Source organism: Ruegeria sp. EL01 (assembly GCF_900313035.1).
Classification (GTDB): domain Bacteria; phylum Pseudomonadota; class Alphaproteobacteria; order Rhodobacterales; family Rhodobacteraceae; genus Ruegeria.
On sequence record NZ_OMPS01000017.1, the window covers coordinates 1 to 20,782 of the forward strand.

Below are 20,782 nucleotides of genomic sequence, written 5' to 3' on the forward strand. Positions count from 1 at the left end.
CGCATCGCCCGCAGGTACATCGTCTGCGTCTTGGGCTGCAGCCCCTTGATCCGCATGTCTTCGAGAAAACGCTGGCGCAGCGCAGGCACATACTGGTCCGTCATCGGAACCTCCTGTCATCAGATTGAGAAGGTCCCAATCGTCAGACAGGCGCGCCCATCTACAAAATCGTAGCGTCCATTTAGTGTGCATCACTCGCCACAAGCGCCAATACCGCGAGAGCGGTTTCGTCCAAGTCCCGCAAAGCGGACACTATGTCAAAAGAACCTGCCAACCTAGTTCGACAGGTCTACCGAAATGCTTCCAGATCGCGCCCTATTAGGTCCGAACAACCTCAGCAACAGCCGCCGGAAGCAACCTCGCCGTTGGCTTCAAACGGGCTTTCCCCGCCGCAGCCTTCGAATATGCCATAATGGGTCGAGAAATCGCCGATGAACTCAAAATGCCGGGCAAAGCGTGTGTCTTTCAACATCATCCATGTATTACCGCAGACCGGAAAGACCTTGCCGGCCTCGATTGCGTGATGATCGTCCAACGCAAACTCATGTGGCGCGTGTGGCGCGGTGCCCTTGTAGATCACGGCTTGGCCATAATCTTCACAGGCCGGTTCCAGCTGGGGCAGTTTGAACAAACGATACGTAGCTGACAGGAAGTTCAAAGGGGCCACGCGCTGTTCCAAAACCGGATTTTCGATTGTCAGCGGACGGTGCGTCACCCGGCGTGGGTCGCCAAAGCCGACAGCGCGCGACATGGACAGGAAGTCGTTCCAATACAGCGCGCCGGATAGACACTCGCCATACAGCACCTCATCTTCGGCCATCGCCTTTGGCACGCGGCGATCGGCATACACATCCGAGAAATACATCTCGCCACCGTCTTTCAACAGGCGGTGCGCGCCCCGCAGAACCGCCTCTTTATCGGTGGCCAGATTGATCACGCAGTTTGACACGATGATATCAAAGGAACCGGGCGCAAGGTCCAACTCTTCCAGCTTTTCGATAAAGCCGTGATGGAACTCCACGTTGCTGCTCGCATGACCAAAGGCCTGCGCGTGATAGTCTTGATGCGCGCGCGCCACGTCCAGCTGTTCGGGGGTCATGTCGACGCCAACAACCCGACCGTTTTCGCCCGCCATCGCGGACAGAGCGTAAACGTCCCGCCCTGCGCCGCATCCGAGATCAAGGATGTGCATCCCTTCAAGATCCAGCGGCGCGATCAATCCGCATCCATAGTAACGGGTCAGAACATCATCATGAATTTGCGACAGAATTGTCTTAAGGTGATCCGGCATGTCATCCGGTGCGCAGCAGGCATTGGTTTGCAGATCGGCACTGCCTTGCAGCACTTCACCATAGTAGTTCTGTACGGATTCATGCTTCATCGTGGGGTTCCTCTGTTCCCGAATGTCTTTCAGCTAATGCAGGTTCGGGTGCCGCGCAATCCGCCGGGACCCGTTTTGACGAAAGCGTGAGGGGCCGGGCTTGGTTTACCCCAGTAATTCGAAATTGACACCTGCACAGATCTTGCCATTCACCTGAACCTCTAACCTGTGGGCGCCGGGCACCAGTTTGAATGTGGTGGCGTCCGCCTTCAGCTTGTGGCGTTTAGTCAGTAATAGCTGCCCGTCCTTCAAGACCGCCTGCTTTAGCTTGTGCACCTTTGCAGTTGTTTTCCCGCCGGGGCGTTGAAAATGAACGATATAGTCAACCAGAACCGGCTGCCCTTCGGCGCCAGTTAAATCGACCGAGAACTCAAGCGCGTCACCAATCCGGGCGAGGCCCTTCACATGAACGCCCACCGCAATCTCAGCATCCGGGTCATAGCCCAACATTTTCATTGCCTGAGGGTGCCCGGATTTCACCAGCCCGCGCAGCGTGTGTGCGGTCATCCAATCCAACTCATCCCGGCGCTGCTGATCCTGTTGCTGCCAAGTCTGTAAGCGGTCCAGAACAAGTTCGGGGTCTTTCTTAGTAATGTCGTTCAGGTGGTTCGCCACCGACCGCGTGACATAGCGCGTGTTGTCCCCATGCAGCCGGTCCAGCAATGGCAGCGGATCGTTCAAACCAAGACCAATCGCCTGCCCCCAGGGCAAACGCGGTCGTGTGCCTTCGCTGACCAGACGGCGCACATGGTAACTGTCATGCAAGCACCACCGTTCCATCCGGTCCATAACCTGTTCGGGATGGTGGTTGAGGAACGGGCGAATGGCCCATTCCATCGAAAAGCGCTGTGTCAGTTCTTCGATCACATCCAGCGCCAGTTCGGGATGATCCAACCCGACCAAAACCACCCAGTCGCCCAAAGGCGCAAAGATGAAATCGCCGAAATCATCATCCGTTTTGGACGGGTCCAACGGCGGCGGCAAAGCGTCCAGAATGATCGGTGCGACATCCGGTAAATCACCAGGAACGGCGTGCTGCAAACACTCGGCGATCCACGCCATACGCTCTTTCAATTCAAGCTCAGGCAGCCGGGACATGACCCGCGTCTCGAACGCATCCGCGTCAAAGGACGGGCCCGCATCAGCGAATAGACCTGCAAGATAGCGAGTCTTTTCGGCGTTAAACAACTGATCCTTCAGTGAAAAACCCTGTGCCATAACTACATCGTCAAATTGGTTGCGCCGCCATCCAGCAGAATGTTCTGCCCGACGACAAACCCAGCATGTTGCGAACACAGGAAGGCACAGGTCGCGCCAAACTCCTGCCGTGTCCCATACCTGCGGGCCGGGATCGTGGCGGCACGTTCAGCGCGCGCCGCGTCCATCGAGATGCCCTTTTGTGCGGCCACCCCACCGTCCAGCGAATTCGCCCGGTCGGTGGCGTGAATCCCCGGCAACAAATTGTTGATCGTCACACCATGCGGCGCGACCTGCCGCGCCGTTCCAGCAACATACCCGGTCAGCCCCGTCCGCGCCGCATTGGACAGCCCCAGAACCGCAATTGGCGCGCGCACCGATTGAGAGGTGATGTTGACCACCCTGCCCCAGCCTTTGTCCATCATGCCCGGCAACAGGGCTTTCATGAAGGCAATCGGCGTCAGCATGTTGGCATCCAGCGCCTTGATGAAATCGTCCCGATCCCAATCCGACCACAAGCCCGGAGGCGGCCCGCCCGCATTGGTCACCAGAATATCCACCCCTTGCGCAGCCTCGATCACCTGCGCCTGTCCTTCGGGGCTGGTCACATCACAAGCACCGGTTTCAACAGACACACCGTGATCCGTGCGAATGCGCGTGGCCTCAGCTTCCAGCGTTTCGGCCCCGCGTGCGTTCATCACCAGATCAACGCCAGCACCCGCCAAAGCCTCGGCACAGCCCAAACCAAGCCCTTTGCTGCTGGCGCAAACCAGCGCGCGTTTTCCCCGAATTCCAAGATCCATTCTGGTTTTCCTGCCTATGTTGCCAATCGTTATTCAGAGTCTCATTGCACTACGTCCCGTGAAACTCACGATACTGATTGATGATACTATCGAGGTCACCTATCGCTTGTTCAAGGGCCCATAGGATCGTCGACTGCGACGGGTCATCCTCACGATGGCGCCGGATAAGTGATTTCTCTTTCTGCCCAAAATAATAGCGAACACCGAACTTTGCCGTGGTATCATCGCTTTCATCGTACGAAACGCTCGTATAAAGACTGGTGTTCCGAGAGCTGCCGTTTTCCACCGCCCACTCTGCTTCAACAGAAACAGAGTGCGTCTCGACCAAATATCGGTGCCCGACAGATAACCCCAGGTTATCAATCGGATAATAAATCAAAAACACCGATGAAAAGAAATTTGTCCCTAGGTCAAATTCGCCGATCTCAGAACTTACAAACCGGCCATCTTCAACACCGATCAAAGCGGTCAGTGTAATCCGATCAAGATAGGCCTCAGCTTCAAGCCCAATCGCACGAAAATTCGCACTCTCCGTCAGGTCAGTTGACGCATAATGCCCATATAGCCCCAACAAACCCCTGTCGGGATCGCGCCAGAATACATGTGCACCTGCACCATAGGCCACAGCGTTTCCCAGTGCTTCTGTATCCAACTGCGAAACAAGACCATCCAACTGAAAGCCGAAACGATGCCCCAACGGTAGCGAAACGCTGCCATCAACGCCGTAGAAGCGACCGAAACCACTGGTATTTCCGAAACCGGATACCTTGCCATTCAGACCATCCACCGCAGCGGCCTGATGGTCACGCCGATCCTCTGACGACGCTGCGACAGAGGCCAAAGCCACCAATGCTCCGGTCAGGCACAATGCTGTGAACCGATTCAAGCCCATTCTGGTCCTCCTTAGCCTTGCCAAACACTTAGCACCGGCCAGACAGCGAAGACCAGAACAGCAATGGTGACTCAGTAAAAGAACTCCTCGCGCACGATTTTGCCATTAGCGACGTGATAAACCGCCACTTCGCGCATCTCAAAGTTCTCGCCGCTTTCTTTCACCTTGCCCTGCACTTCAAAGATCACAGCGAAACGATCCTCGCCATGCGCAAACGGGTCACTGACCGATGCGCCAGAGACGTCATGCGCGCCTTCCCACCACTCGTGCTTGCCGCGGATCGCATCCACGCCATGTGCCTCGCGCCCCATCGTGCCGCTAGCGTCAACCGCCTCGACCGAGACGGCATCAGCAGCATAGAGCTTGTCTAGATTTTCCTTAGCTCGACCCTCACGACACCCAGCCACCAGTTCTTGCGCGATTTCCTTCAAATTCATTGGTCCACTCCATTATTTGTTCACTATATGTTCTTATTGCCATATCGATCCGATTCGGAACAAGCCCTTTGTCTTGCCTCGGCAGGTTTCCCCGCCTATACGCGCGCTCATGCTTGATACCGCCACGAACCAACCTGTATTGCCGCCCGAGATCGCCCGGCGCCGGACATTCGCCATCATTTCGCATCCGGATGCGGGCAAGACGACCCTGACGGAAAAGTTCCTGCTGTACGGGGGCGCGATCCAGATGGCGGGTCAGGTGCGCGCTAAAGGTGAAGCACGCCGGACCCGGTCTGACTTCATGCAGATGGAGAAGGATCGCGGGATTTCCGTTTCCGCCTCGGCCATGTCGTTTGATTATGGCAACTTCCGGTTCAATCTCGTGGACACGCCCGGCCACTCGGACTTTTCAGAAGACACCTATCGCACATTGACTGCTGTGGATGCCGCGGTGATGGTGATCGACGGCGCGAAGGGTGTGGAAAGCCAGACACAGAAACTGTTCGAAGTCTGCCGCCTGCGCGATCTGCCAATCCTGACCTTCTGTAACAAAATGGACCGTGAAAGCCGCGACACGTTCGAGATCATCGACGAAATCCAGGAAATGCTGGCCATTGATGTCGCGCCCGCATCGTGGCCCATCGGCGTGGGTCGCGATTTCATCGGCTGCTATGACATGCTGCGTGACCGGCTGGAACTGATGGACCGTGCCGACCGTAACAAGATTGCAGAGAGCATTGAAATCAACGGCCTGGACGATCCGAAACTGGCCGAGCATGTCCCGGCAGAGTTACTGGAGCAATTGCTGGAAGAGGTTGAGATGGCGCGCGAATTGCTGCCCAAGCTCGACCCTCAAGCGATTCTTGAAGGGCATATGACCCCGATCTGGTTCGGTTCGGCCATCAACTCGTTCGGCGTTAAGGAGTTGATGGAAGGCATCGGTGCTTACGGCCCGCAGCCACAGGTGCAATCGGCAGAACCGCGCCAGATCGCACCCGAAGAGAAGAAGGTCTCAGGATTTGTCTTCAAGGTACAGGCCAATATGGACCCCAAGCATCGCGACCGTGTTGCTTTTGTCCGCATGGCGAGTGGTCATTTCAAACGTGGTATGAAGCTGACCCATGTGCGATCAAAGAAACCCATGGCAATCTCGAACCCGGTGCTGTTTCTGGCCTCGGACCGGGAATTGGCTGAAGAGGCCTGGGCCGGCGATATCATCGGCATCCCCAACCATGGCCAGCTGCGCATCGGTGACACTTTGACCGAAGGCGAAGCGATCCGCGTCACTGGCATCCCTTCGTTCGCGCCGGAGCTGTTGCAAACCGTTCGCCCTGGTGACCCGATGAAGGCCAAACATCTCGAGAAAGCCCTGATGCAATTCGCCGAGGAAGGTGCGGCCAAGGTGTTCAAACCTTCCATCGGCTCGGGCTTTATCGTCGGCGTGGTCGGCGCGCTGCAATTCGAAGTTTTGGCCAGCCGGATTGAGATGGAATACGGCCTGCCCGTGCGTTTTGAAGTCTCGCAATTCACCTCGGCCCGCTGGGTCAGCGGCGACAAAGCCGAGGTCGAAAAATTCGTCAACGCCAACAAACAACATATCGCCCATGATCATGATGGCGACATCGTCTATCTGACCCGCTTGCAGTGGGACATTGACCGGGTTGTTCGCGATTATCCCGAGCTTACCCTGACGGCGACGAAAGAGATGATGACGTGACGCAACTGGCTGATTGCACAGTCGAGTCTGGCTGTGCAATCCTGCGTGCATGAGCGAGGATGATCTGACTTTCCCGGGTGGCCTGCCCGACATGCTGGACAGCTATGAAAACCGACGTAGCCCATTTGAGTTTGGTTTTGAAACGCTGCCGCCATTGGATGCGGACCTTGCATCAATGGCTCAGCAGATCGTGCCCGAAAGCGCCACGGTTCTGCCTGAACCAGATTTAAGAACCTCATGGAATCGCAAGCGCGCAAAAATCGCCACCGAGTTTGTCGGTAGTTCCGAGCTTGCCTTTCTAAACGCGCAGCTTGTGTCAAACCTGCGGAAACGCTCTTACCCGCGTCACGCCCCCGCCCTGTTCTGCCGTCTTTGGGGCGAACACCCCGATCACCTGATATCTGCGTTAAATCTGCGGTGGTTGGTCTCGTCGGTTCAAACCTTTGCAAATCACGGGGAAACCGCAACGCAGCGCGAGGTTGGTCAGGCCCTGCGCATGTTGTTCGGCATGATGAAGCTCTATGAGTTCGAGCGACTGTTTTCCGGCGTGGCCCCCGATACGCCGCACCGGATGCGTGGCAAAAGCGAGGCCTCGCTGCCCTATGAAATGAAGTCTTTTTCCCTTGAAAAAGGTGGGTTGGACGTCAACCTTATTGCGCCCATCTGGACCAGGGCGTTGCAGGATACCACCATCGCACCGTTGGTCGATCACCTGATGACCGAATTGAATAAAGACCCCGGCGGCGTTTTTCGCAGGCTAAAGCTGATGCGCGACACGCGCCTGTCCCGGCAAGCCCGCGCATGACCACCTGGGGGATCGTTTCCATGGTCCGGGGCCAGACGGATACCATTCTTGGTTTTGCCGCCCATCACCTCGATCTGGGGGCGGACTTTATGTACATCTACATGGATGAACCTAACCCGGGCGCGTTTGAGGCATTGTCCCGTCACCCGAAGATCCGGGTCCGCAACTGCAATGACGCATTCTGGCAGGAACGGCGGCGCAATCGCCCCGAAAAGCACCAGATCCGCCAGACTATGCATGCAACATTCGCCTATCGCTACACCAAGCTTGATTGGCTGACCCATATCGATGTGGACGAATTCCTTTGGTCGCAGGAACCAATTACAGACCTTCTAAATTCAGTGCCTGATGGTAAACCGGCCGTGCGTGTTCGACCTATCGAAGCCATCGGCGGCAGCGAAGATCTGTACAAGGCGCATATCCCAAACTCAGCCGACCGGGAATCCATCGTCGAGGAGATCTACCCCAATTACGGCGCTTTTGTTCTGGGCGGCTTCCTAAGCCATGTGCAGGGCAAGCTGTTCGTCCGATCCGGTATGGAGCACCTGAATTTTCGCATCCACAACCTGTTTCAGAACAAAAAACTGCTGCCTTGTAAGTTTGAGTTGCCACAAATCGAACTGTGTCACCGCCATGCCCCGGACTGGGAACATTGGATCGCACATTACCAGTTTCGAATGGATCGCGGTTCGTACCAACCCGGTATGTCCCCGAATGTTCCACGCGATCAAGGCGGCTTGAACAAGAACGAGCTGCTCAGTTGGATCGAGGCTGAACAGGGACCCGATGGCCTGCGCGCATTCTACTCAGAGATGAGCGGCGCCGACCCAGATGTACGTGCCAGACTGGAAGCGCATGGCATGATCAAGCACCGCCCACTGGATTTGGACAAAAAAGTAGCGAAACACTTTCCCGGAAGTGACTGAATTGTTGCAAAAAACCTTGGACAAACGCCACATCCCGCTGGTCCACAGGTCTTTGTTTGACCCTGACCCACGTTTTTGTTATGTCCGCCCTCAAGCCGAAACAGCGCACAAGGCGCATGGCCATCCGGGCCCGGCACATTTCAGACGCGCGGGCCAGGTCAAGTGTCCGCATGAACCGGACATACATGACAAAGTTTAACGAACTGAACCTGAACCCGAAGGTCCTCAAAGCCATTGAGGAAGCTGGATACGAAACCCCTACCCCGATTCAAGAAGGCGCTATTCCTGCCGCGCTTGAGGGGCGCGATGTTTTGGGCATTGCCCAAACGGGGACCGGCAAGACCGCAAGTTTCACGCTGCCGATGATCACCCTGCTGGCACGCGGCCGGGCACGGGCGCGGATGCCGCGTTCGCTGGTGCTGTGCCCGACGCGGGAACTGGCTGCACAGGTGGCAGAAAATTTCGACACCTACGCCAAACATCTCAAGCTGACCAAAGCGCTGTTGATCGGTGGTGTCAGTTTCAAGGAACAAGACGCACTGATCGACCGGGGTGTCGACGTGTTGATCGCCACTCCGGGCCGTCTGCTGGACCATTTCGAACGTGGCAAACTGCTGCTGACCGGCGTTCAGATCATGGTGGTGGACGAAGCCGACCGGATGCTCGACATGGGCTTTATCCCCGACATCGAACGCATCTTTTCGCTGACACCCTTCACCCGGCAGACGCTGTTCTTCTCGGCCACTATGGCGTCGGAGATCGAGCGGATCACCGACACGTTCCTGTCCGCCCCGACACGGGTCGAGGTTGCCCGTCAGGCCACCGCATCCGAGACGATCGAGCAGGGCGTGGTCATGTTCAAAGGCGGTCGCCGGGATCGCGAAGCCAGCCAGAAACGCAACGTATTGCGGGCGTTGATCGATGCTGAAGGTGAAAAATGCACCAACGCGATCATCTTTTGCAACCGTAAGACCGATGTGGATATCTGCGCCAAGTCGCTGAAAAAACACGGGTATGATGCCGCCGCCATCCACGGTGATCTGGATCAATCCCAACGCACGAAAACGCTGGACGGATTCCGCGATGGAACCCTGCGCCTGCTGGTCGCCTCAGACGTGGCTGCACGCGGATTGGATGTGCCTTCAGTCAGCCATGTGATCAATTTCGACGTCCCCGGCCACCCCGAGGATTACGTCCACCGCATTGGCCGCACGGGCCGAGCCGGGCGCGAAGGCAAGGCGATCACGATTTGCTCCTCTCGCGATGAAAAAGCGTTGGCAGCCGTCGAGAAGTTGATTCAGAAAGACATTCCGCGCCTCGACAACCCGATCCAAGCGGAAGAGCCAAAAGCCGAGGCGCCAAAGCCCGAGCGGAAACCCAGGGCAGCAGCCCCGAAAAAGACCGAAGAGAAGAAAATCGAACCCCGCAAAGACCCGGAGCCCAAAGGGCGCGGTCGTGGCCGCCGAAATGATCGCGGACCGGACGTAGTAGGTATGGGTGATCACCTGCCCAGCTTCATCGCGCTGAGCTTTGACGAGCGCCGCGCGGGTTAAACCCGGTTGACGGCCGGACCTCTGGTCCGACCCTAAATGGCCAGGACCAGCGCCAGAATCGACAGCCCCAACAACGCAATCCCGGCGATCTCTCGCCGGGTAATCGTTTCCTTAAAGAACAACGTCGAGGCCAGCAGGCTCAGGATCAGTTCCACCTGCCCCAGCGCCTTGACATAGGCCGCGTTCTGCAAGCTGAACGCCCAGAACCAGCAGAATGACCCGCACAGACTGGTCAAACCGACGAAGATGCCGGTACGTCTCGTCTCCCAGACCGCACGCAATTCGGCCCGGTCTCGCCACATCAGCCAGAGCCACATGCTCAGGAACTGAAACGACACGACGGTTGCAAGTGTGATCAGGGCGCGAAACCATGCTTCGATCTCACCCAGTTCAAGTGAGGCTCCGCGATAGCTGACTGCGGAAAACGCGAACAACACGCCGGATCCAAGACCCAGTTGTGATGCGCGATTGGTCAGATGGCGCCACCATGTTCCATCACCGCCGGGTGTCTTGGACAGCAACAAAACAGCCATAAGTCCCAGTAGAATGGCCACAAACGCCCCGGCCGATATGCCATCTCCAAGAACAACAAACCCGACAATGGCCGTCTGGATCACTTCGGTCTTCTTGAAGGTAATCCCGACCGCAAAGTTGCGCTGTTTGAACAGGGCGACCACACAGATCGTCGCAAGGATCTGCGCGGTGCCCCCGATGACGACAAACATCCAGAACCGGACCGTTAGCTGCGGCAGCTCTGCGCCGGAGGTCTGGATCACGACGATCAGAGCCAAGATCGCCAGCGGCATCGAATAGGCAAACCGCGCGAATGTCGCCCCGGCGGCGGACAGTTTCACGCTGCTCAGCGATTTCTGCAACATGAAGCGCACGGTTTGAAACGTGGCCGCAGCAATGGCGACGGGAATCCATAAACTCATGGCGTCCCTTGTGTCGCTTAATCAGGACTTTGGCCAGAGAGGATGCGCCACCGGATCTTTGGCATTCCAGAAATACTCTCGGAAGATCTGCCAATAGGATCCATACACATAAGCCTCGTTACAGGCCTGATACCGCTCTTTCCCTGCCCGATAGAGCGCGGGCAATCGATACCAGGGTGCGGCTGGGTTCATGTGATGAACAACGTGCAGGTTATTGTTCAGAAATAGAAATGCCAACAATCCACGATCTTCGACAATAACCGATCGCGCCCGGGATCTTTCGTGCGCACGGTGCTCAAGGAAGGTGCGGATTTTAACCAGTCCCAAGCCGATATAGGCAGCGGCGACAAAGGCCCCAACCGGCATAGCCGACTGCGTCACGATCCAAAGAACCACCACTATTCCGGGCAAATGTAGCGCCCAGGCCAGCAAGACGGCCTTATCGCCTCGTACAGCACCGCGCCACTCATCCCGCAGGAACGCGACCTGCCCAATGGCCGGGCCCAGAACAACACGGCCCAGCAATGTGTTGTTGGCTGTGTACAGACGCTTTTGCCATGCGAACAAACCGCTCCAGACCTGCGGGTCCAGATAGTTGGATTCTGGATCATCGTAAGGGTCCGTCAGGTTGGCATCCTGATGATGTGCCAGATGCAAATCCCGGAATCGGTTGAATGGTATGAACAGCGTCAGTGGCAACGCCATCAGTGCTTCATTCAGCCATGTGGCGCGGAACGGATGCCCATGCAGCGCCTCATGCGTTAGCGACGAATGCAGCGCCGCGACCAACCCCATCGCTGGAATGGCCAGCCACAGCGACCAGCTTGCAAGCCAGAACACAACCGACAGCCATGCTGCATAGCAGGCAACGATCAGGACAAATGTTCCCCACTCGGGGGAATTGGGCCGCGTCGGTTCAGCCATTGCGGCCCCACGAAATCCCCGCCCAGACGCGTTCGTAGACCACGTACATCGTCAGACCGATGGCTGTATTGACCAAGGCGACGGCGCCGCCAACAGCGGCAGAGCCTGTGGCGATCAGGCCAACAGCCGTCATGACGGCCAAGCCCATCGCATTCCAAACAACTGCCTTCACGACAGATCTTCGTCGCGTCTCCATTCCAGACCCCATTTTTATTGTTCTGCAAAAGCGTTACAGACCACGCCTCATGTGGGGAATTCTGAATATGATTAACAAAACTAATCGTTCATGATATTTATCACCACATGCCTGATAAAATCGACAAACGAGATCGTGCCGCTCAATTCCGCCTCCGGCTGGCCCGCGCCATGGAAGACCGGCAGATGAGTCAAAGCGCGCTGGCGCGCAGCATTGGCGTGGATCGGTCCACCGTCTCGCAACTTCTCACAGATGCAGGGGCGCGCCTTCCCAATGCCCATGTGGTGGGCAGTTGCGCCTCGGCCCTTGGTGTGTCCGCTGATTGGTTGCTGAGCCTGTCGAACCGACCCGAAAGTGCGGCAGAACTGCTGGCAAGCTCGCTTAGCATGGCAGAAGCGCCGCGTGCGCTGGTCGATGAACGCATCTTTGAATGGCATCAGGAGGCTGCGGGTTACAAAATTCGCTATGTCCCGGCCACCCTGCCCGACATGTTGAAAACCCGCGCGGTGCTGGAATGGGAATACGCACCGCATCTGGGTCGGACCGCCGACCAGGCCATCGGCGCGTCTGAGGACCGTTTGAAATGGATGCGCAGCGCGCAGTCGGACTATGAAATTGCGATGCCGCTCTATGAAATTCACAGCTTTGCTTATGCTGCCGGGTATTATGAAGGTCTGCCGCTGCACGTCCGGTTGGACCAGATCGACCATCTGCTGGATCTGTGTGAACAGCTTTACCCGCGCATGCGAATCTATCTGTTTGATGCCAAACGGCTTTATTCCGCCCCTGTAACGATCTTTGGCCCATTGCTGTGCGTGTTCTATGCCGGAAGCCACTACATGGCCTTCCGCGACCGCGACCGGATCGAGATTTTCACCCGTCATTTTGACACGCTTGTGCGCGAGGCCGATCTGACAGCACGGGACTTTCCGACGCATCTGCGGAGCCTGCGAACGGCGATTTCCGGCCAATCAAAGACGAGGTGATGCAGCAGCGTGCAACCTGTGGTATTGTCACCCGGCGCGAACCTTCGGGTGATCCAACCAAAGACGGAGGATATCAGGAATGGACGCACTCAAAACCGCTCAATACGCACGTGCCTTGTACACCGCCCATGGCGACCGGGCCGAGGCGGAAGCTGCGCAAAAGATGCGCGAATGCGAAGCCGCCGGAAACCGCCAACAAGCGCAGGATTGGCAAGCTGTCCGCCAGTCAATCCGCCAGAGTCGCGGCCCAAATCAAGGCTGACGGCGCCTAAAGCTTCGGGTCAGGATTGACCGTGTGACCATCCACCGCGATCACCTGACCCGACACCAGCCGCGCAGCGTCTGAGGCTAGGAAAACGGCCATATTGGCAATGTCCTGCGCCTCGACAAACCGGCCCATCGACGTACCAGAGGCATACCCCGCATATACCTGATCCCGGGTCATGCCCTTGGCGGCGGCTTCACGCTGCAAGACACCTTCCATGCGGGGGCCTTCGACCGAACCCGGGCAGATCACGTTGCATCGCACGCCGTGCGGCCCAAGCTCCATAGCCAAAGTTTTTCCTAAACCCACCATGCCCCATTTCGCTGCCGCATACGGCGCGCGATTGGGATATCCGTACTGACCTGCGGTCGACGCAGTGATCAGTACAGCTCCACTGCCTTGTCTCTTCAACATCGGGGTGGCGTGTTTAGTGCACAAAAATGCGCCCTCAAGATTGACAGAAAGGCATGTTTGCCAATCCTTTAACGTCACATCTTCAACCATCGCTGTTGGCCCTGCGATACCCGCATTCGCGCACAAGGCATCCAACCCACCCCATTTGGCATCAATCGCTTCAAACACTCCGGCAACGGCACCTTCATCCGACACATCAACCTCTGCCGTCATCCAGTGAGAGGGGCAATCGCCGAGCGCTTTTGGATCCACATCCGCCACCCAGACCTGCCATCCAGCCGCGTCGAACGCCTCGGCCATCGCCCGTCCAACGCCCGAGGCGCCTGCGGTGATCAGAACACGGCCGCTCATGCGGGCTTCCGGATCGCGGCCCCGGCCCCTTCGGGATAAGGCAACCCAACTTGTGCCTTGGCAACGCGGGCCATTGCAGCCTCGATCTCTGCCGATGGCGCACTCGGGCGGCGGGTTTCTAGGCTGACATGCAGCAGAAAGCTTTCACCCGTCGCCAACAGTTTGTCGCCCTCAAACATGCTGTGGAACACATGCAGTTTCTTGCCGGCTCCCAGCAGCATCTGGGTCCGCACTTCGATCTTCGCGCCAGCCCGGACCTCATCGACATAGCGGATATGGTTTTCTGCGGTGAAATAGCTGCCGCCCGAGGTAATATAGTCGGCGTCGCAGCCGAGTATCTCCATGAACCGGTCTGTCGCGGCGGCAAACGCCTCAAGATACCGCGCCTCGTTCATATGGCCGTTGTAATCCGTCCAATCCAGCGGCACGGCGCGCGCCAGAGTCAGGATCGGCTGACTCAGATCCGCTTGCTCCAGCGTCGGCAACGCCCCGGGTTTCAGCGCCAGATCATGCTGGTTCAGCACCGCACCTGCGCCCCAGTTCTGCGCCTTGAGCGCCCGCATCATGCCGACAAGGTTGTTGTCGCGGATACGTTCCAATTCGCGGATCGAATGCATCCCCGATTGCGCGTCGGATTGATCGGCGATCATATCGACCAACTCATCGGTGAACTCGGGCACATCCATCAGCTTGGTCCAGGGCCATTTCAGCGCCGGGCCAAACTGCGCCATAAAATGCCGCATCCCAGCCTCTCCGCCGGCGACACGGTAGGTCTCGAACAGGCCCATCTGCGCCCAGCGGATGCCAAAGCCCATGCGGATCGCCTCGTCAATCTCTTCGGTCGTGGCTACACCGTCTTTGACCAACCACAGCGCCTCACGCCACACAGCCTCAAGAAACCGGTCGGCAATATGCGCGTCGATTTCTTTCTTCACATGCAACGGGAAGAACCCGACGGAGGTCAGTAGGTCTTTGGCTCGCTCAATCATCTCGGGCGGGTTTGCTTCAGTCGGCACCAATTCAATCAAGGGCAGCAGGTAAACCGGGTTGAACGGATGCGTGACCACAATCTGTTCGGGTCGCAGCGCGCCCTCCTGCAGTTCCGACGGTTTGAACCCGCTGGTCGAAGAACCGATGATCGCGGTCGGTTCACACGCGTCCTGCAACCCTTTGTAGACTTTCAATTTCAAGTCCAACCGTTCCGGCACGCTTTCCTGAATCCACTTAGCGCCAGGCACAGCCTCAGCCATGTCGTCATGAAAGGTCAGCGCGCCCTCAGGCGGCAATGGCACGTCGCTGAGCCCGGGCAAAGACCGGCGCGCATTGTCCAGAACCTCGCCAATCTTCCGGGCAGCTTCCGGATCCGGGTCGAACACCCGCACATCCCAGCCGTTCAGGAGAAACCGGGCGGCCCATCCGCCCCCGATCACGCCACCACCAATGATTGCTGCTGTATTTGTCATGCTGTCCTCTAATCGATACAGATCGTTTGCAGGCGACCCACCCGGTCCAGATGCGAAATACATCCGAATTGCGGGGTGACCGCGCTGCATTGTTTTGTGTCTGACAGGCAAAACCCGACACATTCAGATGCCGTTTCGCAAGTCTTGCCCGCGTCCGGCAGCGGCAGGATACAGACATGGCTGCGCGCCCGACCGGCAACTTCATAGGTACCGCCCTTTGCTTCGCAGACCTGTTTGCCCGACGCATTGGGCTTGTCCGCACCCGGTTGAATGTCGGTCTGACAGCTTGCCTGAATCGCGAAACTCAAAAAGAGCATCGTCGCAGTGATCAACCGCATGTTCAGCTCCTTGTTCCAGCGCACCTGCCCGCCAACGGTCCGCTCAGTGCCTCGGACCCCTTCAACTTTTGGGTGCCCGCTTGGTCAGACCCAGTTTCTCACGTACTTCTTGCGGTCCGATCACCCGCGCACCCATGTTTTCGATGATGTTTGCGGCCCGCTCGACCAATTGCCAGTTCTCGGCCAGCACGCCTTTTTCCAGCCACAAGTTGTCTTCCAGACCAACCCGTACATTGCCACCGGCCAGGACCGAGGCTGCCACATAGGCCATCTCATTGCGCCCCAGCGAAAACGCACTGAACGTCCAGTCGTCGGGCACGTTGTTCACCATCGCCATGAAGGTGTTCAGATCATCCGGCGCGCCCCATGGCACACCCATGCACAGCTGCACCAAAGCGTTGGGTTCCAGAACACCTTCTTTCACCAATTGTTTGGCAAACCAAAGATGGCCCGTGTCAAAGGCCTCGATCTCGGGCTTCACACCCAGATCAGTCATCAGTTGCCCCATGGCCCGCAAAGCGCCCGGCGTGTTGGTCATTACATAATCGGCCTCGGCAAAGTTCATGGTGCCGCAATCCAGCGTGCAGATCTCGGGCAGGCATTCGGCCACGTGGGCCACACGCTCGGTCGCACCAACCAGATCGGTTCCCGCCTCAGCCAACGGCAGCGGGATTTCCACCCCCCCGAACACCATATCGCCGCCCATGCCCGCCGTCAGGTTCAGCACAGCATCGACATCGGCGTCGCGAATACGATCCGTCACCTCGCGGTACAGCGCCAAATCACGCGAGGGGGCCCCGGTTTCAGGATCACGCACATGGCAATGCACAATGGCGGCGCCCGCCTTGGCTGCAGCAATCGCGCTATCGGCAATTTGCGCCGGTGAGCGCGGTACATGAGGGCTGCGATCCTGTGTCCCGCCCGAGCCTGTGACAGCGCAAGTGATGAAGACGTCGTGGTTCATTTCCAACGGCATGATGTTTTCCCCAAGTTATACCGAGGTCTGCCATGAGTTTTCCCCAGACTTCTCCCCGGATTCCGATTTGCGTCAGTGTCAACTCTGGCGCAGCCTTAGCGGAACAACTTGGCAATATGCGAATCAGACTTGATGAAATCCGCAAAAAACATACTGCAGCCCGAACATCGCGCCCTAAAAACGGCCGTGCTGGTACTGGATGAATGCAACACACTTAGCTTTGCTTCGGCGGTGGACCCGATGCGCGCCGCAAATCGACTGGCGGGTCGACCTGCCTTTGACTGGGATTATGTGACGGCCACAACGGAACCGGCGATGCTGACCAGCGCGCTCAGCGTTCCGGGTATTCCACTGGCCCGCCTGCAAGGCTGCGATCTGATGATCGTTGTCGCCGGTTTCCAACTGGCCCGCCACGCAACCCCCAGCCTGTTGGCCGGGCTGCGCCGCATCGCCGGAACCGGTGCTACCATGGCCGGGATAGATGGTGGCCCCTGGCTGCTTGCAGAAGCCGGTCTGCTGGACGGTCACCCTGCCACAACCCATTGGGAAGATCTGGACAATTTCGCCACCCGATTCCCCGAGGTCGACGTGCGCCCGGACCGCTTCACTGTCTCCGAAGGGCGCCTGACCTCTGGCGGCGCGATTCCGGCCGTCGAGATGATGTTGCATATCATCGCGGCCCGCCATGGCGCAGGTTTCGCGGCCCGCGTCTCGGGTCTATTCTTGTACGAAGGCGCGCCCGAGCCTTCAAAACCCCAAAGCCGTACTGGTCTGCCACATCGTCATACGGCCCTGACCGCCCGTGCCAACACGTTGATGGAATCCTCGCTCGATGACCCACTGGCACTGGCCGATATCGCGTCGACCCTCGGCACCAGCCCGCGTACCCTGCAGCAGCAATTCCGCCTGCGCCTGAACACCACACCGCAGGATCACTACCTACAACTTCGCCTGGCCGAGGCGCGCCGGCTGGTCACTGACACGAATTTGTCCCTGATGGATGTTGCGCTGGCCACCGGTTTTGCCTCTCAATCCAGCTTCGCCCGCGCTTTCCGCACTGCCCACGGCCTATCGGCCCGCGACCTGAGGCAGGACCGCGCGGAACCGACCCGTCACTAAAGGGGCCTATTCATCTGGCCAAAAATATCCCGGGGGAGTCACCGCAGGTGACGGGGGCAGAGCCCCCGTACCTCAATACGGCATCGGATGCGATTTATGGGCCGCACTGATCTCGGCCAGAACGTCATCTGACAACTCCAGATCAACCCCGTCCAGAATATGCTCCAATTGTTGCACAGTCGTGGCCCCAAAAATCGCGGACATCATGAAGGGTCGCGACCGGCACCAAGCCAGCGCCATGTGCGTCGGGTCCAGCCCATGTCGCGCAGCAATCTCAAGATACGCCGCGACCGCCCCAAAGACGCGTTCGTATTTGCGCCCGCCCATCTCCGGGACCAGCGACATGCGCGATCTTTCGGGCACTGCACCACCCTGATATTTACCCGTCAAAAAACCGGCCCCAAGCGGGGAAAACGCCAGCAACCCCACATCCTCATGCATGCTCAGCTCGGCCATATCCGTGTCGTAGAGCCGACAGAGCAGAGAGTATTCATTCTGAACCGATGCCACACGCGGCGCGCCGGTTTCGTCTGCCAGTCGCAGCCATTGCGCGGTGCCCCAGGCGCTTTCGTTCGACAGGCCAAAGGCGCGAATGTTTCCCTTGTCAACCTGCGCCTGCAGGGCCTGGAGACACTCCTGCATATTGTCGACAACTTCGTCGGTATTGTGGCCGGTTGGTGCATAGCTCCAGTTCTGCCGAAACATATAGCTGCCGCGATTGGGCCAATGAAACTGATACAGATCGATGCAATCTGTCTGCAGTCGCCGCAGAGACCCTTCAATCGCCTCGGGGATCGTCTGACCCGAAATCGCCGCCCCATCCCGGGCATGCGAAAACCCGGCCCCCGAATGCTTGGTGGCCAGAACATAGCTGCCCCGCCGCGCCGAATTGGCGGCGTTCCAGTTTCCAAGGATCTCTTCGGTGCGTCCAACCGTCTCTTTCGAGATCGGGTTCACCGGATACATTTCGGCCGCATCGACAAAGTTGATCCCGGCGTCAAGCGCCATGCCCATTTGTTTATGCGCGTCTACCTCGGACGTTTGGGTGCCAAACGTCATGGTTCCAAGGCACAGATCCGATACCATGATCCCAGTGCGACCCAACGGCTTCATTTCCATCTGTCATTCTCCTGAAAATACGTTCGAAGACAAAACCTTATGCCTCGGCCTTTTTCTCCCACCGCCCCGATTCCTCGGACCAGTATTGCGCGGAACAGCCTGCACCGGTCAGGTTCTTCCACTGACCGCGTGCCTGTTGGACAGCCTGGTCATCATTGCCGTCGAACAAAATGCAAACCCGCTCAAGCGCGCCAACTTCACTGGCATCAACCACGGCGCCATCGACCGCCATGACACAGGCCGGATCATTGGCGGCTTCGGCTTCGGTCGTCAGCAGGATCGGCTGAGCTTGGTCATGCGGTCCACCGGCGCGGCCGTGTGGCAGAAACCCGTCTTCGGGTCCCAGCCACAGTTTTTCGTCCAGCCAGTCCAACCATGCAGGATTGGTGCCCCGCACGGCAATCCGCCACCCTGCCTGCCGCGCCTTGTCCAGCAAGACCGGCAAGGTCCGCTCCAACGGCTGACGGGTCAGGTGATAGAAATAGACGGCCCCCATGAGATTACTCTTCAGCGGTCTCGAAATTGTCCTGGACGAAGCGGCTTAGCGCACGCACGCCCCAGCCAGTGGCCCCTTTGGGCGCATAAGAAGTTTCTGAGGTCACCGAGGCGACACCGGCAATGTCCAGATGAATCCAGGGGGTCTCTTCTTTGACAAAGCGCTGCAGGAACTGCGCGGCTGTGATTGACCCCGCCGGGCGGCCACCGACGTTCTTCATATCAGCAATCCGCGACTTCAACAGTTTGTCGTACCCGGCACCCAGCGGTAGCCGCCACGCGCCTTCATCCTCGGCTTTGGCGGATTTCAGGAAAGCATCGCAGAACGTATCGTTGTTCGAAAACACACCGGCATTCTCGTGCCCCAGTCCGATGATAACCGCACCGGTCAAGGTCGCCAGATCAATCATGCCAACCGGTTCGAACCGCTCCTGCGCGTACCACATGACATCACACAGAACCAAACGACCTTCGGCGTCGGTGTTGATGACCTCGACGGTGTCGCCCTTCATCGACGTCACCACATCGCCCGGACGTGTTGCATTGCCTGAGGGCATGTTTTCTACCAGCCCGACGAGTCCGACTACATTGGCTTTGGCCTTGCGCTTGGCCAGCGCCCGCATAGTGCCAGCCACAACGCCCGCACCGCCCATATCCATGGTCATGTCTTCCATGCCGCCTGAAGGCTTCAGCGAGATGCCACCGGTATCGAACACGACGCCCTTGCCGACCAGCGCCAGCGGCGCGTCGTCTTTGTCTCCGCCTCTCCAGTGCATGACAACAACTTTAGACGGGCTGACCGAGCCCTGCCCGACGCATAGTAGCGTGCGCATGCCAAGCTCTGTCAGTTTGTCTTCTTCCAGAACTTCCACCTCGAGGCCCAGATCTTTCATCTCGGCCAGGCGATCTGCGAATTCAGTGGTGGTCAGAACATTCGCAGGCTCGTTGGTCAGGTCCCGCGTCATCCGCACCCCGTCCGCGATCGCATATAGAGGCGCGAATGCAGCCTCGGCCTCATCATGTTTCGAATGGCCGATGATCACCGCCCCGGCACCGTCGCTTTCCTTGGTCTTGTGTGCGTCGAAATCATAACTGCGCAGGGCAATCCCCATGGCAAGGTGTTCGACGTGCACCTGATTTCCCGCCATTACCAGCACGTCTTTGCCGCCCGCCAGTTTGGCCACTGCGGCACCGGCTTTGCGCGCTTCGTCATGGTCGGGGCGGCGCGGCAAAACCAGAACGTCCAGCGCCTCGGCCGCCATGCCCGCGGGCCAGGCCAGAGAGATCACGTCGCCTGATTTGGCCTTGCCGAACTTTTCGCTTTCCACCAGCCGGGCAACGGCACCTTTGGTCAGCCGGTTCGCACGACGCGCAGCCGGGCTCATTTTACCTTCCGACGGAATAATGATCACGACACGCCCTTCGGCCTGGGCCATAGCGTCCACGTCAAAGGCCTGAAAACGGATCGGTACCAGACTGCTCATTGCAAA

22 protein-coding genes are annotated in these 20,782 nt (G+C 58.2%); 7 read left to right on the plus strand and 15 right to left on the minus strand.

Translation table 11 applies throughout. The features are described from left to right. Window positions 1-334: 334 nt before the first annotated feature. From D9K61_RS09070 to D9K61_RS09090, 5 genes are all read right to left on the minus strand, one after another. Window positions 335-1,381, minus strand: a complete 1,047-nt coding sequence (locus D9K61_RS09070; RefSeq protein ID WP_120632937.1) for a methyltransferase domain-containing protein — start codon at window positions 1,379-1,381, stop codon at window positions 335-337. Window positions 1,382-1,486: 105 nt separating this feature from the next. Further along, on the minus strand, window positions 1,487-2,599 hold the full coding sequence (locus tag D9K61_RS09075; protein ID WP_120632938.1) for a hypothetical protein: 1,113 nt from the start codon (window positions 2,597-2,599) through the stop codon (window positions 1,487-1,489). 2 nt (window positions 2,600-2,601) lie between these two features. Beyond that, window positions 2,602-3,381 carry an SDR family oxidoreductase gene (locus tag D9K61_RS09080; protein ID WP_120632939.1) on the minus strand — a complete coding sequence of 260 codons (780 nt, stop codon included), beginning with the start codon at window positions 3,379-3,381 and terminating at the stop codon, window positions 2,602-2,604. A gap of 49 nt (window positions 3,382-3,430) precedes the next feature. Then, window positions 3,431-4,273: a hypothetical protein gene (locus D9K61_RS09085; protein ID WP_120632940.1), complete on the minus strand. Its 843-nt coding sequence runs from the start codon at window positions 4,271-4,273 to the stop codon at window positions 3,431-3,433. A 71-nt stretch (window positions 4,274-4,344) separates the two neighbouring features. Further along, window positions 4,345-4,710 carry a nuclear transport factor 2 family protein gene (locus D9K61_RS09090; protein ID WP_120632941.1) on the minus strand — a complete coding sequence of 122 codons (366 nt, stop codon included), beginning with the start codon at window positions 4,708-4,710 and terminating at the stop codon, window positions 4,345-4,347. Window positions 4,711-4,819: 109 nt separating this feature from the next. Here D9K61_RS09090 and D9K61_RS09095 point away from each other — a divergent pair, with 109 nt between their 5' ends. From D9K61_RS09095 to D9K61_RS09110, 4 genes are all read left to right on the plus strand, one after another. Next, complete coding sequence (locus tag D9K61_RS09095; protein ID WP_120632942.1) at window positions 4,820-6,427, plus strand: peptide chain release factor 3; 1,608 nt, start codon at window positions 4,820-4,822, stop codon at window positions 6,425-6,427. A gap of 49 nt (window positions 6,428-6,476) precedes the next feature. Then, the gene (locus D9K61_RS09100; protein ID WP_120632943.1) at window positions 6,477-7,232 is read left to right on the plus strand and encodes a hypothetical protein; all 756 of its coding nucleotides are present in this window, start codon (window positions 6,477-6,479) and stop codon (window positions 7,230-7,232) included. Continuing rightward, complete coding sequence (locus D9K61_RS09105) at window positions 7,229-8,158, plus strand: glycosyltransferase family 2 protein (RefSeq protein WP_254055732.1); 930 nt, start codon at window positions 7,229-7,231, stop codon at window positions 8,156-8,158. Before D9K61_RS09100 ends, D9K61_RS09105 begins: the two co-directional genes overlap by 4 nt. 185 nt (window positions 8,159-8,343) lie before the next feature. Next, on the plus strand, window positions 8,344-9,711 hold the full coding sequence (locus tag D9K61_RS09110) for a DEAD/DEAH box helicase (protein ID WP_174235088.1): 1,368 nt from the start codon (window positions 8,344-8,346) through the stop codon (window positions 9,709-9,711). Window positions 9,712-9,743: 32 nt separating this feature from the next. On the opposite strand, the gene D9K61_RS09115 is transcribed toward D9K61_RS09110, so the two are convergent. The 3 genes from D9K61_RS09115 to D9K61_RS09125 are packed head-to-tail and all read right to left on the minus strand — an operon-like array spanning window position 9,744 to window position 11,766. Then, window positions 9,744-10,646, minus strand: a complete 903-nt coding sequence (locus D9K61_RS09115; RefSeq protein WP_120632944.1) for an EamA family transporter — start codon at window positions 10,644-10,646, stop codon at window positions 9,744-9,746. A 21-nt stretch (window positions 10,647-10,667) separates the two neighbouring features. Then, window positions 10,668-11,570, minus strand: coding sequence for a fatty acid desaturase (locus tag D9K61_RS09120; RefSeq protein WP_120632945.1), 903 nt, complete (start codon window positions 11,568-11,570; stop codon window positions 10,668-10,670). Beyond that, window positions 11,563-11,766 (minus strand): DUF2061 domain-containing protein, encoded by a 204-nt coding sequence (locus tag D9K61_RS09125; RefSeq protein ID WP_120632946.1) that lies wholly within the window; start codon window positions 11,764-11,766, stop codon window positions 11,563-11,565. Before D9K61_RS09125 ends, D9K61_RS09120 begins: the two co-directional genes overlap by 8 nt. Window positions 11,767-11,873: 107 nt before the next feature. Here D9K61_RS09125 and D9K61_RS09130 point away from each other — a divergent pair, with 107 nt between their 5' ends. Together D9K61_RS09130 and D9K61_RS09135 are read left to right on the plus strand one after the other, a co-directional pair. Further along, entirely contained in the window at window positions 11,874-12,752 is an 879-nt protein-coding gene (locus D9K61_RS09130) for a helix-turn-helix domain-containing protein (protein WP_120632947.1), read from the plus strand. A gap of 79 nt (window positions 12,753-12,831) precedes the next feature. Next, window positions 12,832-13,014, plus strand: a complete 183-nt coding sequence (locus D9K61_RS09135) for a hypothetical protein (RefSeq protein WP_120632948.1) — start codon at window positions 12,832-12,834, stop codon at window positions 13,012-13,014. 6 nt (window positions 13,015-13,020) lie between these two features. Here the strand turns inward: D9K61_RS09135 and D9K61_RS09140 are convergent, their stop codons facing one another. From D9K61_RS09140 to D9K61_RS09155, 4 genes are all read right to left on the minus strand, one after another. Next, a complete protein-coding gene (locus D9K61_RS09140; protein WP_120632949.1) occupies window positions 13,021-13,782 on the minus strand; it encodes an SDR family oxidoreductase in 762 nt (253 codons plus the stop codon). Next, complete coding sequence (locus tag D9K61_RS09145) at window positions 13,779-15,245, minus strand: carnitine 3-dehydrogenase (protein WP_120632950.1); 1,467 nt, start codon at window positions 15,243-15,245, stop codon at window positions 13,779-13,781. Before D9K61_RS09145 ends, D9K61_RS09140 begins: the two co-directional genes overlap by 4 nt. A gap of 8 nt (window positions 15,246-15,253) precedes the next feature. Further along, window positions 15,254-15,583 carry a hypothetical protein gene (locus D9K61_RS09150; protein ID WP_120632951.1) on the minus strand — a complete coding sequence of 110 codons (330 nt, stop codon included), beginning with the start codon at window positions 15,581-15,583 and terminating at the stop codon, window positions 15,254-15,256. Window positions 15,584-15,644: 61 nt separating this feature from the next. Next, window positions 15,645-16,559 (minus strand): 3-keto-5-aminohexanoate cleavage protein, encoded by a 915-nt coding sequence (locus tag D9K61_RS09155; RefSeq protein ID WP_120632952.1) that lies wholly within the window; start codon window positions 16,557-16,559, stop codon window positions 15,645-15,647. A 132-nt stretch (window positions 16,560-16,691) separates the two neighbouring features. Here D9K61_RS09155 and D9K61_RS09160 point away from each other — a divergent pair, with 132 nt between their 5' ends. Beyond that, window positions 16,692-17,678, plus strand: coding sequence for a GlxA family transcriptional regulator (locus D9K61_RS09160; protein WP_120632953.1), 987 nt, complete (start codon window positions 16,692-16,694; stop codon window positions 17,676-17,678). Between the two features lie 72 nt (window positions 17,679-17,750). Here D9K61_RS09160 and D9K61_RS09165 read toward each other — a convergent pair whose 3' ends face one another. The 3 genes from D9K61_RS09165 to D9K61_RS09175 are packed head-to-tail and all read right to left on the minus strand — an operon-like array spanning window position 17,751 to window position 20,776. Continuing rightward, window positions 17,751-18,797 (minus strand): aldo/keto reductase, encoded by a 1,047-nt coding sequence (locus D9K61_RS09165; RefSeq protein WP_120632954.1) that lies wholly within the window; start codon window positions 18,795-18,797, stop codon window positions 17,751-17,753. Window positions 18,798-18,834: 37 nt separating this feature from the next. Then, window positions 18,835-19,293 (minus strand): DNA polymerase III subunit chi, encoded by a 459-nt coding sequence (locus tag D9K61_RS09170; RefSeq protein ID WP_120632955.1) that lies wholly within the window; start codon window positions 19,291-19,293, stop codon window positions 18,835-18,837. Between the two features lie 4 nt (window positions 19,294-19,297). Then, a complete protein-coding gene (locus D9K61_RS09175) occupies window positions 19,298-20,776 on the minus strand; it encodes a leucyl aminopeptidase (RefSeq protein WP_120632956.1) in 1,479 nt (492 codons plus the stop codon). Window positions 20,777-20,782 lie beyond the last annotated feature (6 nt).